Below are 15,178 nucleotides of genomic sequence, written 5' to 3'. Positions count from 1 at the left end.
GAAGCTTGCCGCTTGCCGCTTGCCGCTTGCCGCTGTCAGTTAAATATCTTGCCCGGATTCATGATGCCGTTGGGGTCGAATACCGCCTTGATCGACCTCATCACGGCAATCTCGGCCGGGCTGCGGCTGTAGGTCAGGTAGTCGCGTTTGGTCATGCCAACACCGTGCTCGGCGGAGATCGAGCCGTTGTACTTCTCGACGATCTCGAACACCCACTTGTTGACCGTGGCGCACTTGGCGAAGAACTCGTCCTTGGACAGGTTCTCCGGCTTGAGGATATTCAGGTGCAAATTGCCATCGCCAATATGGCCGAACCAGACGATCTCGAAATCCGGGTAATGCTCGCCAACGATATTGTCGATGTCATGCAGGAAGGCCGGCACCTTGCCGACGGTGACGGAGATGTCGTTCTTGTAGGGCGTCCAGTGGGAGATGGTCTCGGAGATAAACTCGCGCAGCTTCCACAGGTTTTCCAGCTGCTGCTGACTCTGGCTCATGACGCCATCGAGCACCCAGCCCTGTTCGACGCAATGCTCGAAGGTCGCCAGCGCGTCGTTGGCGATGTCTTCGCTGATCGCCTCGAACTCCAGCAGCGCGTAGAACGGGCACTCGGTTTCGAACGGCGCGGGCACATCGCCACGGCCCATGATCTTGGCCATCGCCTTGTCGGAGAAGAACTCGAAGGCGGTCAGATCCAGCTTGTCTTGGAAGGCGTGCAACACCGGCATGATCGAATCAAAGTCCGGCGTGCCCAGCACCATCGCGGTCAGGTTCTTCGGTGCGCGTTCCAGACGCATGGTCGCCTCAACCACAAAACCCAGCGTGCCTTCGGCGCCGATAAACAGCTGACGCAGATCGTAGCCGGTGGCGTTCTTGATCAGGTCACGGTTCAGCTCCAGCAGCTCGCCGGTGCCGGTAACGACTTTCAGGCCGGCCACCCAGTTGCGGGTCATACCATAGCGAATCACCTTGATACCGCCGGCATTGGTGCCGATATTGCCACCAATCTGGCTGGAACCGGCGGAAGCGAAGTCCACCGGGTAGTACAGCCCCTTTTCCTCGGCAAACTGCTGCAGCTGCGCGGTGACAACGCCGGGCTGGCAGACCACGGTGCGGTCGTACGCATTGAACTCGCCAATCTGATTCATGTAATCGAACGACACCACGATCTCGCCGTTGGCGGCCACGGCAGCAGCCGACAGACCGGTACGACCGCCAGAGGGCACCAACGCCAGCTTCTGCTCATTGGCAAAGCGCACCACCGCCTGCACCTGCTCGACCGTCTTGGGAAAAACAATCGCCAGAGGGGCCGGCGCAAAGTGCTTGGTCCAGTCCTTGCCCCAATTGTCGAGGGACTCGGCGTCCACCCGCACCTTGTCCGGGTCGACCAGTGTCTTGAGGGTTGCAATCACAGCATCTGGGGTCATGGCGAGCTCTCAAAGGGAATTCATGCAGTGCCTGAACACATTTCATGCGTTCACGGGCATCAAAAAAGGCAGATTATGCTAGCATACGCGACTTCCGAACCAGGCCCCTTCTGTCATCTGTGACCAAAGTGGCCTGCTCGGACTTTCCGATATCAGCACCCGGGTAACTCACACCATGGCCAACACCTCGCTGGACAAAAGCAAGATCAAGTTCCTGCTGCTCGAGGGCGTACACCAGACCGCCGTTGACACACTGAAGGCAGCCGGTTACACCAACATCGAGTACCACACCGGCTCGCTGCCTGAAGAGCAGCTGAAGGAGTCCATTGCCGACGCCCATTTCGTCGGCATTCGCTCGCGCACCCAACTGACCGAAGAGGTCTTTGCGCAGGCGCACAAACTGGTCGCGGTTGGCTGCTTCTGTATCGGCACCAACCAGGTAGACCTGGACGCGGCCATGCGTCGTGGCGTAGCCGTATTCAACGCCCCCTACTCCAACACCCGCTCGGTTGCCGAACTGGTGCTGGCCGAGGCAATCCTGCTGCTGCGCGGCATTCCGGAAAAGAACGCTGCCTGTCACGAAGGTGGCTGGAGCAAGAGCGCAACGGGCTCCTTCGAGATCCGCGGCAAGAAGCTCGGCATCATCGGCTACGGCTCGATCGGTACGCAGCTGTCCGTGCTGGCTGAAGGCCTGGGCATGCAGGTACTGTTCTACGATGTGGTGACCAAGTTGCCGCTGGGTAATGCTACGCAGGTAGGCTCGCTGGCAGAACTGCTGGCCGAAGCCGACATCGTCACCCTGCACGTACCGGAAACCGCCGCGACCAAATGGATGATCGGCGAGAAGGAAATCCGCACCATGAAGCAGGGCGGCATCCTGATCAACGCCGCCCGCGGCACCGTGGTCGACATCGACGCGCTGGCCGCCGCACTGGGCGACAAGCACCTGAGCGGCGCCGCTATCGACGTGTTCCCGGTTGAGCCACGCGCCAACGGTGAAGAATTTGTCAGCCCGCTGCGCGAGTTCCAGAACTGCATCCTGACCCCGCACATTGGCGGCTCGACCATGGAAGCGCAAGCCAACATCGGTCTGGAAGTCGCCGAGAAGCTGGTACGTTACAGCGACAACGGCACCTCCATCACGTCGGTCAACTTCCCGGAAGTGGCGCTGCCGTCGCACCCGGGCAAGCATCGCCTGCTGCACATCCACGAGAACGTGCCGGGCGTCATGAGCGAGATCAACCAGGTGTTCGCCGCCAACGGTATCAACATCTGCGGTCAGTTCCTGCAGACCAACGAGAAAGTCGGCTACGTCGTCATCGACGTCGACGCCGAGTACTCGGACCTGGCACTGGAGAAAATCCAGCAGGTCAAAGGCACCATCCGCGTTCGCGTACTGTTCTAAGCAGCTCGCAGCAACGCAAAAAGGGGCGCAACCACAGGGTTGCGTCCCTTTTTTCCGCGTAATAGCAGGATTCTCGCCGGGCGTTTCGCTGCCAAAACCAAGACTGGTAGCACGATCAACCGCTCTGAGAAGGCACGGCGCGGTAGGGCGGACTAAGCCAAAGGCGTGTCCGCGCCTCTGGTGCCTGCACTCCTGCTGGTTTTCGCTCGCTACGCCGCACAGCCCCGCTCATGGACTGCGGCCAACTCAAAGCAACGCCGCCAGCTCAGCGACCTGCTCTTCATTGAAAACCCGCACCCCCACCTGCCGCAGCGCAGCCGCGGTAACCCCTTCACCGCTGACCCGCACACCAGAAAAGCTGCCATCGTAATTTTCGACATTGCCACAGGAAGGGCTGCGCGCCTTGAGCAGCGCGTAGTGGATGCCGTGCTGACGTACCAGAGCCACGGCCTGCCCGGCACCGCGAACAAAGGCCTCGGTCACATCCTCGCCCTGATCGGTGCGCACGGGCCGTTCGCCGTTCAGTACCAGCGCGCCCTGCCCGCCCGGAATTTCCGCCGGCGCGCGCGGCGTTGGTAATCCACCCACCACTTCAGGACAGACGACCACCAGACGCCCCTGCGCCTGCCACGCCAGCAGCTGTTGCAGCGGCTGAAAACCGCCGCCGTCATAGCGAACGCGCTGCCCAAGCAGGCAGGCGCTGACCAGAATTTTTTCCACGCAAACTCCTGTCGACGCTGCGCGACTGGGGGGTCAGCGCAGCAGCGGATTATCCGGGCGACGGCGAAACCAGCCGGTCAGGCTGGCGCGCTCAAAGCGCGAAGCCAACACTTCGTGCTCGATGTCGGCACTGGTAAAGACCACGACAGTGCCGGCGCGAGGCGCCACATCCACCTCGCCGTCCGGCAGGTAAAGACGAAGCTCACCGCCATCACCCGGCTGCCAGGCCGTATTCAGGTAGCTTACCACCGAGATGGTACGCAGCGGGTTATCCTGAAAACGGTCGAGATGGCGCTGATACCCTGCACCCGGCGGGTACAAGGCATAGTGGGTCTCAAAGGTATCCAGCCCCAGAAACAGGCTGCGGTTGAGGGTTTCGCGCACGCCGTCCATCAGCGCCAGGTAGGTGCGACCGGCGGAGGTTTGCGGACAGTCATCCAGCCAGCGCGTGTAATCACCACGAATGCCAGGCGCCACCAGCTGGCCGTCACCCCGCCCGATGGCGGCCGGGCTCAGGTCATCCTGCTGCCACAGGGCACGACAATCAGACTCCAACGCCTGCGCCAGAGGCTCAGGCAACAATTGCTCCTGTACCGACCAGCCGCGCTCGGCCAACTCATCGGCCATGCTCACGAAGCGACGGGCCGGCACCAAAGGGAACTCGGGCATAGTGACACTACTCAAAGGGAAGGACGCCTGTTCGTCACTGATACGGAGGGCCTAATCACGCGCACGGATGAACATCCGCCCGAGTGAGCAGCAACGAAGGCAACATCGCATTGTTATGCCAATGCCGGTTGCAGGCAAGATATTTCACGCGGCTGTTATGTAGCTCCCGCACTTCAACAGAGACCACCATGACCCGACTTTTACTGCGCGCCACTTGCGGTGCCCTGTTTGTCAGCCTGCTCAGCTTCGGCATGAGCGCTCAGGCCGACACCTCCCAGCTGTACCGTGCCTCTGGCATGGAAACCCATCAGGCGCACTTTCAGCAGGCGCTGGAAAAAGCGCGCAGCCGCTATGCTGCACAACTGCCGGCTGCCGTCGCCGAGAACCTGCTGCGCAAAAGCAACGAACGCTTTGAGCCCGAGCGCATGCACGCCCGTGCCATGGCAAGCCTGGCGGTCAACCTGTCCGATGAGCAGCTGACCGACGCCCGCGAGTTCTATCGCTCAGAGCTGGGCCAGGCAGTGGTTGCTGCCGAGACCCGCGCCACCTCTCCAGCAGAAGTCAGCCGGATGCAGAACGGCCTGCCACCGCTGACCCTCAGCGCCGAGCGCGAAGCCACACTGCAACGCCTTGGCCAGCAGCTGCCGGCGCTGGATATGGGCGAGGAGGTTTCCCTCGCGCTGGCCAGCCTGGCCACGCAAAGTGCCAACGACATGCTTGGCGGCCTGCTGACCATCCCGGACGGCCTGGCCAACCAGCGCCGCGGCAGCATCCGCGCGCAGATGGAACCCAATCTGCCGCAGACGCTGGCCTACGTTTATCGCGACCTGACAGATGCGCAGCTCAATGCCTACGCAGACTGGAGCGAAACCGACAGCGGCCAGGCGTTCTTCCGGGCCAGCAGCGCAGCGGCGCGCGACGCGCTGAATCCCTGATAGCTCACCCGGCCCATAGGCCTACTTGCGCCCGCGCTCCGCTCCGGGCGCCCAAACCAGCAACGGCAGCAGTAACGGCGCCAGCCAGCGCGGTCGGTAACTGAGCAGCAGCAAGCTGAGCACCGCCGCCGGCGTTAGCGCGGCAGCCCAGAGCGCAAGCCCCACCGACGGGCCCGCCGCACGCACAGCAGGCCAGAGCGCCAGCAGCAACAGCCCCCAGCCGAGCAGCCGCAGTGCTCGCCCCTGAGCGGCGGCCGGCTTGCCCCCACAGGCCGCCTCAAAATGCCTGGGCATGGCCAGGCAGAGACAGGCCATGCCCAGCAGACACAGCAACAGCGTCAACAGAATCACAGCGCGACCTCCTTCTGACGTGGCGCAGGGCGCGGGCGGGCAACGCGCACGAGCGGCTGGTGTCGGGCCAGTTTCCAGGTAGCAAACGCCAACCCCGTCGCGGTTGCCAGCAGGGTCAGGTCCATGCCGGCCAACAGCCAGTCACCGCGCCCAAAGCTACTGAGCAGCCCACTGTGAGCCGTCAGCAGACCGAGCAGCGGCAGACTAGCGAACAGCAGGGCCCCAACTGCCAGCTGCTCCAACCAGGCCTGCCGCGACGTACGCAGCAGCGGATGCAGCAGGCACAGCGCCCAGACCAGAAAGAACGCATTGATCTCCCAGTCCAACCGGCCCGACAACTGTGCCGGCAGCAGCCGGTTAGCCAGAAAATAGGCCGCGATGGCGCAGGGCAAACCGGCGATGGTGCCAACGTTCAGCACCTCAACCAGGCGATGCCCCAGTGGTGTATGCCCGGCCTTGATACGCTGCGGCAACCGCTTGACCACCCACAGCACCAGGCCGGTAGCGATCATCGCCGTGCCCAGCAGGCCACTGACAAAGAACAGCCAGCGCAGCGGCGGGCCGGCAAAGCGGATCAGGTGCAGGCTGGAGAACACATTATAAACCGCACTGGCCACCGCCGGCGCGCTGTCTGCCGGCTGCTCCAGTGCAGCGCCGCTGACGCCATCGAACAGCAGTCGCTCGGCACCGCCCCGGTGCAGCAGGCTGTCACCGCCCTGCGCGCGCAGCTCGATCTGCGCCGCCGAGGTGTTGGGCCGGGTAATGCGGATGCTTGCCACCCCGCGCTCCCAGCGTGCGTCAGCCTGCTCCAGCAGCGACGCCAACGGGGTCAGCGCAGCGGGCTCGGCAACCACCTGGGCCATAGGCTCACCGCGACTGCGCAGCTCGCCGAAGAACGCCTGCATGTTGCCCTGATACTGGCTCTGCACACCCCAGGGCATCAGCATGAACATGAACAGCAACAAGCCGCTGTAGGTGATCATGAAATGAAAAGGCAGCGCCAGCACGGCGGTGGCATTGTGGGCATCCAGCCAGGAGCGCTGCCCCTTGGCCGGGCGGAAGGTGAAGAAATCCTTGAAGAGCTTCTTGTGCGTCACCACCCCACTGACAATGGCCACCAGCATCACAAAGGTCGCGATGCCGACGATCCAGCGCGCGGTCTGGCGCGGCATGGCATACAGCTCGAAGTGAAAACGATAAAGAAAGCCCCCGCCCCGCGTTTCACGCACCTGCAGAGGCTCACCGCTTGCCGCGTCCAACGTCAGCCGCTCGCCTCCCCTTTTGCCGATATGCTCACCCGGAGCAAACCACTGAACCTGCAGCTCCGGATCGCGTTCATCCGGCAAATCGATCTGCCAGAGCTGCGCATCAGGCGCACGGCGTTGCAACTGCTCCAGCGCCAACTGGGCGCTCTGCGGGCCCGGTGTGGCCGCGTGCAGCTCGGGTTTCATCCAGTAACTGATCTCATCCTGGAAAAAACTCAGGGTGCCGGTCAGAAAGACCGCGTACAGCAACCAGCCCAGCAGCAACCCGACCCAGGTGTGCAGCCAGGCATTACTTTGACGAAAACCCATGCCGTTCACAACACCTCCACCGACAGCAGATGCGCCAGCGGCGTCAGGCAGCAGAGCAACGCGACCAACCAGGCGCGCAGCGCACTCCCGGCAGAAAACGCCCAGATCACCAGTACGCAGTAGATCAGAAAGGACAGCTGGGTTGCCGCCAGCACCGCCTGTGCCGGCTCGCCAGGCAGCAGCCGTGCCAGACTGGCGGTGCAAAGCGCGGTCAGCACATAGCCGCCCAGCACCGCCAACAGACAGCGTGCCGCGACATCCATACGCCGCCGCGCCACGACCGACAGCCAGGGCGTCGGCGAAGAAAGATCACTCATCGGGAGGTTCCATGACTTGCGCCCAGCACAGGCGCTGAATAAGAATGCCTATCACTATCGTAAACCCGGCTGACCACAGACTGACACGCCGACAGGAAATCCAGGCTATGAAGCTACTCATCGTCGAAGACCATCCCTCCCTGCGCGATCTGCTCGGTCGCCATTTGCGCCGCAGCGGTTTTGTCGTCGACAGCGCCGAGGACGGCAAGGCCGCACTGGCGATGCTGGAACTCAGCCAGTACGACGCCATGCTGCTGGATCTGGGGCTGCCGGACATGGATGGCCTGCAGCTGTTGAGCCAGCGCAGCCGCAGCCGCAACCTTCACCTGCCCTGCATGATTCTCACCGCCCGCGACGCACTGGACAGCCGCATCGCCGGCCTGGACGCCGGAGCCGACGACTACCTGCTCAAACCCTTTGAGATGGCCGAGCTCGAAGCCCGCCTGCGCGCCATATTGCGTCGCGCGGGGCCGCGCCCCGACAGCCGCCTGCACATAGGCAACCTGAGCTTCTGCGAGCAGCACCGCGATGTGCAGGTCGATGCCCGCCCGCTGGTGCTACCCAAGCGCGAACTGGCGTTACTCGAAGAGCTACTGCGCTGCGCGCCACGGGTCGTGGTCAAGGATCATCTGGAGGAGCGCCTGTACGCACTGGACCAAGCCGTCACGCCCAATGCCATTGAGGCGGCGGTATCACGACTGCGCCGCAAACTGGCGAAGGCAGGTGCCGACGCCAGTATTGAAACCCTGCGCGGGCTGGGCTACCGGCTCACACAGCGTCAGGCACTCTGAGACCCGACGCCACTCGGCGCGCCGCGACCTAGAAGTTGAAAGCAACACCCAGGTTCAGGCGGCGACCATCCAGGGTCTTGCCGTAATCCTCGGCGGTCACTTCCTTGTCGAACAGGTTGTAGAGCCCGCCATAGACATCAAAGTTGTCGCTCACGCGATACAGCGCTCCGACGTCAACCAGGGTGTAAGACGGCAGCTGACTGCTGGAGTCCTCCACCGTACGGCTCTTGTATCGGGCTTTGGCCCAAACGCCCAGCGCCTCGGTTGCGGCCCAGTCCACCCCCACGTTGACCATATGCTTGGGCAGGTTGTTGAACGGCTGACCAACGCTCTCCGGCGAATCCTTGGACTCGGTGATTTCGCTGTCGGAGTAGGTGTAGTTGGTCTTCAGATCAACCGGCCCCAGCGGCACATTGAAGAACAGCTCCACCCCGTGCAGCTCGGCGGAGTCGTGGTTGGTGTACTGGTTGATGTACTGGCGCTGCACCCCGTTAACTTCGCAGACCGGGTCCGAGCCGTCGCGGGTATCACAGATCACCTTGCGGCCGATCTGATCTTCAAACTCGGTGTAGTAGACGGTCGCACCAGCGTTGATGCCGTTAGCCGCGTCCCACATCAGACCGGCTTCGTAGTTGATGCTGCTTTCCGGTTTGAGGTCGGCGTTGCCCATGTCAAAGGCGCGGCTGCGAGCGGCGTTCTCAACAATGTTCGGATCTGCCTGTTTCAGCGTTGGCGCCTTGTAGCCACCGCTCACCCCGCCCTTGAGCACCCAGTGGTCAGTCATGCGGTAGACCGCATACAGACGAGGAATCAGCTCTTCACCATAGTGCTCGTTTTCGTCGTAGCGCAGGCCGCCGGTTAGCGACAGATCATCGGTGACATAGTATTCATCTTCGATAAACAGCGCGCGCTGCCAGCGCTCCAGCGACAGGCTGTTGGCGCCACCGTAGAAGCGGCTGGCGTCGTGATCGGTGGTTTCCCACTTGTACTCGGCGCCCAGGGTCATGGTCTGATTTGCCAGCGGAAGCACTGTCTTGGTGTTGGCCAGGGTGCTGGTGTAGGCGGACTCGACACTGCCATTCTCGATCTCCACTTCCTCATCGATCAGGAAGCTGCGCGTCTCGAATCGCTCGCCCCAGCGCAAGGTGTGAGTCAGGCCGTAATGGGTGCGAATGTTGTTCATCTCTCCCGGGGAGCCGGACTTGGCGGTGCGCTCGTTGTCGTGCTCGGCACGGCCACCCTCCAGCTCAAGGCTGTTAGCGTCATTGACTTTCAGGTTCAGCTGAGCAGTGCCATCGATGCGCTCCTTGGCGGTGTAGCCACCCTGGATTTCATCCTCGTCGCGCTCATAGCTGGAGCCATACAGGGTCAAACCCAGGCGATCTTCGACCAGCGGACCGCTGAGGTAGAAGTTGGCCTGACGCGCCGTGCCGGCGTCGTCATTTTCCTGCAGCAGGTGGTCATAGCTGATGCGCCCGTTCCACGCGTCTGCCACTTCCTTGGTGATGATGTTGATCACCCCGGCCAGCGCACTGGAACCGTACAGCGAGGACATCGGGCCGCGAATCACCTCGATCCGCTCGATCGCGTTAAGCGGCGGCAGCCAGCCAACCTGAGTCGCGCTGCCAAAGCCGTTGTAGTAGGCCTCAGTGGAGGCGCCCAGCGGTTTGCCGTTGATCAGGAACAGCGTGTAACTCTCACCCAGGCCACGAATATTGATGCTGGTGCTTTCCAGCTTGCCGCCAGCGCCCCCTTCGATGGACAAACCGGGAATATCCTGCAGAGCGTCAGTCACATCGCGGTAGTATTTGCCTTCCAGGTCTTCCTGGGTAATGACCGTGATAGACGCCGGCGCATCGATCAGCTGCTGCTCATAACCAGCCGCCGTGACCACGACCTCCTTGAGCTCGACCACGTTGCTGTTGTCATCTTCCTCGGCAAAGGCCGGCGCTGCGGCCACGGCCAGCGCCAAGAGCGCTGGGCTAAACCGCTTGTGCAGATGTGTGCTTTGTGCTGGCATGCGTGCTGACTCCCCTGATGAAAAATACAAATGATAAATATTCTCAATATTATTGGCGGGCGCCACTATGCCAGCGCTAGCTGACAGCAAGCTGACAAGATCTCGGCGCAGCCTGCGTCTGCGCATCCTCGTCGCCCTGCTGCTGGTCTTTGTACTGGGTTCCAGCCTGTCAGCGGTGCATACCTACGGCACCCGGGACGATCTGCGGCGCAGCATTCTGCTGCTGCAGGCGCGCACGGTCAGCGAGGGTTACAGTGCCGACCAACCGATCAGCGCATTGCCGCGCTACCACGCTGGCAGCGAAATGGAGTACACCCTCTACGCCCCCGACGGCAGCCTGCAGAGCTTCGCCGACTACATGCCGCGACCGCGGCGTCTGCGTCTGCCCGCCCCCGAGGATCACGACAGCTGGTGGCACTGGAGCCCCTTTGGCGGGCAGGTAATCAATGTGCCCGTTGCCCTGCCCGACGGCTCGGTCTTGATGGTTTCGCGCAACGACGCGGCGGAGCGCGCCATGCTCAACCATCTGCTGCTGGATCGCCTGCGTCACAGTGTGCTTTTTGTCATCCCCCTCGGTTTGCTGGCTGCCGGGCTGATTCTGGCCCTGCTGCACTGGACTCTGCGCCCCGTGCGCCGGGCCACCGCGCTGGCAGCGGAGATCGGCCCGCAAGCACCGGACCAGCGCATCCCGCTGGCCGACCTGCCAAAAGAAGTACAACCCCTGGCCGATGCCGCGAACCGGGCACTAGACCGCCTGGCCAGCGCGTACGACGCCTCCCAGCGCTTTATTGCCGATGCCACTCACGAACTGCGCACACCGCTGACAGTGCTGGACCTGCGCCTGCAGGACGCGCGCCGCAGCGGCCACCCGGACTGGCCAGCGCTGGAACGGGAAATGCGCCAACTCACCCGCCTGGTCGAGCAGATGCTGACACTGGCACGGCAGGATGAGGGGCAGCGCATGACCACATCGGGCGAGCGCACCGCACTGTCGCGCCTGGTGCGCGAGGTAGCGGCATCACTGCTGCCGCTGTTCGAGGAGCAACAACGTGCGTTGGAGGTGGCGGTAGAGGATGGCCTGCAGTGCAATGGACAGGCCGAGGAGTTACGTCAGGCGCTGGTCAACCTGCTGGAGAACGCACTGCTGCACGGCCAGGGCAAGGTATGGCTACAGGCCAGGCGTAACGGGCAATGGGTTGAGGTCAGCGTCGGCGATGAGGGCCAGGGCGTGCCGCAGGCCCACCAGGAGGCGATGTTCGAGCGCTTTCGCAAGGGTAGACAGGGCAGCAGCGGGACAGGGCTGGGCCTGCCGATTGTTCGACGGGTGATCGAAAACGCCGGCGGCAGCGTCAGCTTCGACGCCGCGTTGCCGAGCACCCTGCGTCTCAGCCTGCCGGCCGCCGACTAGCGTCACCCGTCGCTAAACGCATCTGCTCAGGACAGCAGACGCGGTGCCAGCCAGTCCAGATACTGCTGCCGCAGGCTCTGGTGCTCGTTGGCCAGATGATGACGCGCGGTCGGCAGATAGAAGGTGTCCAGGCCGGCGAACTTGCTCTCCAGCACCTGAATATTGTGCTGCCAGTCCACGGTGCCGTCTTCCTGCCCCTGAATGATCAGCGGCTGATGCTCTACCGCGGCGGCCGATTCGATGCGCGGAATCCAGCGCTCCAGCGCCTGCACCCAGGCCACCGGCAGCACCTGGGGCTGCAGCGGATCGCGCGAGCGAATGAATTCGAGAAAGGCCTCATCGGTGGAGTTATCGGTAAAACGTCGTCCCAGCTGCTGCACGAACCCGCCAAGCAGCTTCAACCCCATTTGCGAGAACAGCCACTGGCGCGGGCGCACCAGCGGCGCCATCAGCACCGTGCGCCCCAGCTGTGCGGGCAGCTCACCGTGCAACAGACGGTCGATCAAAATCGCACCACCGGTGCTCTGTCCCAGCATGTGCCAGGGCGCCGGCAGCTGCCACAGCAGCGCCTGCTCCAGCACCCCGTCGAGTACTTTCTGGTAGCGCAGAAAGCAGTCGATACTGGCGCGCTCGCCACTCGACAGGCCGTGCCCGGGCAGATCGAAGGCCAGCACCGCGTAGTGCTGCTCCAGCGCCCACTGGATCAGATGCCGATACAGCCCCATATGATCGTAATAGCCGTGCAGAATCAGCAGCGTGCCGCGGGCCACCGGCGGCTTCCATATCTGCGTGGCAACGCTGAAACCGTCCACCTCGATGCGCCCCAGGTGCTGGGCCGCGCGGTCGTGAAAGTCGATACCGTAATAACCCGCATAACGGCGCGCAGCTTCATCGGCAGCGCGGCCAGGCTCAAGCTGCGGCAGGGAGTCGGCAAGGGAAGAAAAAAAAGCCTGATCCATCGAGTGTCTCGTCTGGTGGTATGACCCGCGAGTCACTCCCTGATCTGCGGTGGCCCCGGCACAATTGCGCCCGTCAGGCATGCTTTGCAACAGATCATCGTGTAACATACCGCGTCTCCAATTTCCACGTCCTGATGCGCGTAGCGCGCAGGTTGTCAGCACAGTGAGGGTGTAACATGACAGATCGCGTCCAAGTTGGCAGTTTGCAAGTAGCCAAGGTTCTCCACGACTTCATCAACGAGCGTGCCATCCCCGGCACCGGTGTCGAGGCAGCCGCCTTCTGGGCCGGTGTAGAAGCCCTGATCAAAGACCTGGCTCCCAAGAACAAGGCACTGCTGGCCAAGCGCGACGACTTCCAGGCGCAGATCGATGCCTGGCACCAGGCCCGCGCCGGTCAAGCCCACAACGCCGCCGAGTACAAAGCCTTCCTGCAGGAAATCGGCTACCTGCTGCCCGAGCCGGCTGACTTCCAGGCTACCACCCAGAACGTTGACGAAGAAATCGCCACCATGGCCGGCCCGCAGCTGGTTGTGCCGGTCATGAATGCCCGTTTTGCCCTGAACGCCGCCAACGCCCGTTGGGGTTCGCTGTACGACGCACTGTACGGTACCGACGCCATCTCCGAAGAAAACGGCGCCACCAAGGGCCCGGGCTACAACGAAATCCGTGGCAACAAGGTCATCGCCTTTGCCCGTGCCTTCCTTGATGAGGCAGCTCCGCTGGCCAATGGTTCCCACGTTGACTCCACCAGCTACACCGTCAAGGACGGCCAGCTGAGCGTTGCCCTGAAAGACGGCAGCACCACCGGCCTGAAAGACGCCGCCCAGTTCATCGCCTTCCAGGGCGACGCCGCAGCCCCGACTGCCGTGCTGCTCAAACACAACGGCCTGCACTTCGAAATCCAGATCGATGCGACCAGCAACATCGGCCAGACCGACGCTGCCGGCGTCAAAGACGTGCTGATGGAGTCCGCGCTGACCACCATCATGGACTGCGAAGACTCCGTTGCCGCCGTTGATGCCGCCGACAAGACCGTGGTCTACACCAACTGGCTGGGCCTGATGAAAGGTGACCTGGCCGAATCCGTCAGCAAGGGCGGCAGCAGCTTCACCCGCACCATGAACCCGGACCGCGAGTACACCAAGGCCGACGGTTCCACCCTGACCCTGCACGGCCGCTCGCTGCTGTTCGTGCGTAACGTTGGCCACCTGATGACCAACGATGCGATCCTCGATCAGGACGGCAACGAAGTGCCGGAAGGCATCATGGACGCAGCGGTTACCAGCCTGATCGCGATCCACAACCTGAACGGCAACACCAGCCGCAAGAACACCCGCACCGGTTCGGTCTACATCGTTAAGCCGAAAATGCACGGTCCGGAAGAAGTGGCCTTCACCAACGAGCTGTTCGGCCGCGTTGAAGACATGCTGGGCCTGACCCGCAACACGCTGAAAGTCGGCATCATGGACGAAGAGCGTCGCACCACCATCAACCTGAAAGCCTGCATCAAGGCCGCCAGCGAGCGCGTTGTGTTTATCAACACCGGCTTCCTCGACCGTACCGGCGACGAGATCCACACCTCTATGGAAGCCGGTGCTTTCATCCGCAAGGGTGAGATCAAGGGCGCAGTCTGGATCGGTGCCTACGAGAACAACAACGTCGACATCGGTCTGGCCACCGGCCTGAAAGGCCGCGCGCAAATCGGTAAAGGCATGTGGGCCATGCCCGACCTGATGGCTGCCATGCTGGAGCAGAAAATCGGTCATCCGATGGCCGGTGCCAACACTGCCTGGGTTCCGTCCCCGACCGCCGCTACCCTGCACGCCCTGCACTACCACAAGGTCAACGTGGCCGAGCGTCAGGACGAGCTGGCCAAGCGCACCCCGGCCTCCGTTGACGACATCCTGACCATCCCGCTGGCGCCTAGCACCGACTGGTCCGCTGCCGACATCCAGCAGGAACTGGACAACAACGCCCAGGGCATCCTCGGCTACGTTGTACGCTGGATCGACCAGGGCGTTGGCTGCTCCAAGGTTCCGGACATCAACGATGTAGGTCTGATGGAAGACCGCGCCACCCTGCGTATTTCCAGCCAGCACATCGCCAACTGGCTGCGCCACGGCATCTGCAGCGAAGAGCAGGTGATGGAAACCATGAAGCGCATGGCTGCAGTGGTTGACCGTCAGAACGAAAGCGACCCGGCCTACAAGCCGATGGCGCCGAACTTTGACGACAGCGTTGCCTTCCAGGCCGCCGTTGAGCTGTGCGTTGAGGGTACCAAGCAGCCGAACGGCTACACCGAGCCGGTCCTGCACCGCCGCCGCCGCGAGTTCAAGGCCAAGTTCGGCCTGTAAGCCGTACCTCAAGACGCGCATCTGTTACCAACTGGTATAGAGCGCCATTACAACGCCCCACACGGCTCCAGCCGTGTGGGGCGTTGTGCTTTCTATGCCCGCCAACGCAGATATCGCCTCCATTTACACATCCGCAGAGCAGCGAAACCAGAAGCGGAATGAATAATCATTTTATATTGACTAGCAAGTCACGCCCTCATAATCTCATCCCGGTCTTCCCGCCTCAGCAAGCGCTGACAGGCGCAGCA

Annotated in this window: 13 protein-coding genes; 5 read left to right on the top strand and 8 right to left on the bottom strand. The window is 62.7% G+C overall.

The annotated features are described in order from the left end of the window. Positions 1-35: 35 nt before the first annotated feature. Positions 36-1,427, bottom strand: coding sequence for a D-2-hydroxyglutarate dehydrogenase (locus ASB58_RS00420; protein WP_118128961.1), 1,392 nt, complete (start codon positions 1,425-1,427; stop codon positions 36-38). 175 nt (positions 1,428-1,602) lie between these two features. Here ASB58_RS00420 and serA point away from each other — a divergent pair, with 175 nt between their 5' ends. Beyond that, positions 1,603-2,832, top strand: coding sequence for a phosphoglycerate dehydrogenase (serA, locus tag ASB58_RS00415; RefSeq protein ID WP_096003807.1), 1,230 nt, complete (start codon positions 1,603-1,605; stop codon positions 2,830-2,832). Between the two features lie 246 nt (positions 2,833-3,078). Here serA and ASB58_RS00410 read toward each other — a convergent pair whose 3' ends face one another. After that, positions 3,079-3,552 (bottom strand): 2-thiouracil desulfurase family protein, encoded by a 474-nt coding sequence (locus ASB58_RS00410; RefSeq protein ID WP_118128960.1) that lies wholly within the window; start codon positions 3,550-3,552, stop codon positions 3,079-3,081. Positions 3,553-3,585: 33 nt separating this feature from the next. Then, positions 3,586-4,221, bottom strand: coding sequence for a 2OG-Fe(II) oxygenase (locus tag ASB58_RS00405; protein ID WP_118128959.1), 636 nt, complete (start codon positions 4,219-4,221; stop codon positions 3,586-3,588). Between the two features lie 188 nt (positions 4,222-4,409). On the opposite strand from ASB58_RS00405, the gene ASB58_RS00400 reads away from it, so the two are divergent. Next, complete coding sequence (locus ASB58_RS00400) at positions 4,410-5,156, top strand: DUF2059 domain-containing protein (RefSeq protein WP_118128958.1); 747 nt, start codon at positions 4,410-4,412, stop codon at positions 5,154-5,156. Between the two features lie 21 nt (positions 5,157-5,177). On the opposite strand, the gene ASB58_RS00395 is transcribed toward ASB58_RS00400, so the two are convergent. From ASB58_RS00395 to ASB58_RS00385, 3 genes are read right to left on the bottom strand one after another with little or no spacing between them, the layout of a single operon-like run. After that, on the bottom strand, positions 5,178-5,507 hold the full coding sequence (locus tag ASB58_RS00395) for a DUF3325 domain-containing protein (RefSeq protein WP_118128957.1): 330 nt from the start codon (positions 5,505-5,507) through the stop codon (positions 5,178-5,180). Beyond that, on the bottom strand, positions 5,504-7,081 hold the full coding sequence (locus tag ASB58_RS00390) for a PepSY-associated TM helix domain-containing protein (RefSeq protein ID WP_235827145.1): 1,578 nt from the start codon (positions 7,079-7,081) through the stop codon (positions 5,504-5,506). Before ASB58_RS00390 ends, ASB58_RS00395 begins: the two co-directional genes overlap by 4 nt. Before the next feature lie 5 nt (positions 7,082-7,086). Next, complete coding sequence (locus ASB58_RS00385) at positions 7,087-7,398, bottom strand: hypothetical protein (RefSeq protein ID WP_118128955.1); 312 nt, start codon at positions 7,396-7,398, stop codon at positions 7,087-7,089. Between the two features lie 107 nt (positions 7,399-7,505). Here ASB58_RS00385 and ASB58_RS00380 point away from each other — a divergent pair, with 107 nt between their 5' ends. Further along, positions 7,506-8,189 carry a response regulator gene (locus tag ASB58_RS00380; RefSeq protein WP_118128954.1) on the top strand — a complete coding sequence of 228 codons (684 nt, stop codon included), beginning with the start codon at positions 7,506-7,508 and terminating at the stop codon, positions 8,187-8,189. A gap of 28 nt (positions 8,190-8,217) precedes the next feature. Here ASB58_RS00380 and ASB58_RS00375 read toward each other — a convergent pair whose 3' ends face one another. After that, the gene (locus ASB58_RS00375) at positions 8,218-10,209 is read right to left on the bottom strand and encodes a TonB-dependent receptor domain-containing protein (protein ID WP_118128953.1); all 1,992 of its coding nucleotides are present in this window, start codon (positions 10,207-10,209) and stop codon (positions 8,218-8,220) included. 67 nt (positions 10,210-10,276) lie between these two features. On the opposite strand from ASB58_RS00375, the gene ASB58_RS00370 reads away from it, so the two are divergent. Further along, a complete protein-coding gene (locus tag ASB58_RS00370; protein WP_118128952.1) occupies positions 10,277-11,617 on the top strand; it encodes a sensor histidine kinase in 1,341 nt (446 codons plus the stop codon). Positions 11,618-11,643: 26 nt separating this feature from the next. On the opposite strand, the gene ASB58_RS00365 is transcribed toward ASB58_RS00370, so the two are convergent. Continuing rightward, positions 11,644-12,576, bottom strand: coding sequence for a phospholipase BipL (locus ASB58_RS00365; RefSeq protein WP_096003797.1), 933 nt, complete (start codon positions 12,574-12,576; stop codon positions 11,644-11,646). Between the two features lie 176 nt (positions 12,577-12,752). Here ASB58_RS00365 and ASB58_RS00360 point away from each other — a divergent pair, with 176 nt between their 5' ends. Then, complete coding sequence (locus ASB58_RS00360; protein WP_118128951.1) at positions 12,753-14,930, top strand: malate synthase G; 2,178 nt, start codon at positions 12,753-12,755, stop codon at positions 14,928-14,930. The last annotated feature ends 248 nt before the right edge of the window (positions 14,931-15,178 follow it).

The organism is Pseudomonas abyssi, from assembly GCF_003444685.1.
Taxonomy (GTDB): Bacteria; Pseudomonadota; Gammaproteobacteria; order Pseudomonadales; family Pseudomonadaceae; genus Halopseudomonas; species Halopseudomonas abyssi.
This window is presented reverse-complemented; position numbering and strand designations above follow the sequence as displayed.

Excerpts from the sequence above, each read along its gene's own strand:
- ASB58_RS00370 (WP_118128952.1), top strand. The coding sequence starts at position 10,277 with ATGCCAGCGCTAGCTGACAGCAAGCTGACAAGATCTCGGCGCAGCCTG.
- ASB58_RS00365 (WP_096003797.1), bottom strand. The coding sequence starts at position 12,576 with ATGGATCAGGCTTTTTTTTCTTCCCTTGCCGACTCCCTGCCGCAGCTT.
- ASB58_RS00405 (WP_118128959.1), bottom strand. The coding sequence starts at position 4,221 with ATGCCCGAGTTCCCTTTGGTGCCGGCCCGTCGCTTCGTGAGCATGGCC.
- ASB58_RS00420 (WP_118128961.1), bottom strand. The coding sequence starts at position 1,427 with ATGACCCCAGATGCTGTGATTGCAACCCTCAAGACACTGGTCGACCCG.
- ASB58_RS00390 (WP_235827145.1), bottom strand. The coding sequence starts at position 7,081 with ATGGGTTTTCGTCAAAGTAATGCCTGGCTGCACACCTGGGTCGGGTTG.
- ASB58_RS00380 (WP_118128954.1), top strand. The coding sequence starts at position 7,506 with ATGAAGCTACTCATCGTCGAAGACCATCCCTCCCTGCGCGATCTGCTC.
- ASB58_RS00385 (WP_118128955.1), bottom strand. The coding sequence starts at position 7,398 with ATGAGTGATCTTTCTTCGCCGACGCCCTGGCTGTCGGTCGTGGCGCGG.
- ASB58_RS00375 (WP_118128953.1), bottom strand. The coding sequence starts at position 10,209 with ATGCCAGCACAAAGCACACATCTGCACAAGCGGTTTAGCCCAGCGCTC.
- ASB58_RS00360 (WP_118128951.1), top strand. The coding sequence starts at position 12,753 with ATGACAGATCGCGTCCAAGTTGGCAGTTTGCAAGTAGCCAAGGTTCTC.
- serA (WP_096003807.1), top strand. The coding sequence starts at position 1,603 with ATGGCCAACACCTCGCTGGACAAAAGCAAGATCAAGTTCCTGCTGCTC.
- ASB58_RS00400 (WP_118128958.1), top strand. The coding sequence starts at position 4,410 with ATGACCCGACTTTTACTGCGCGCCACTTGCGGTGCCCTGTTTGTCAGC.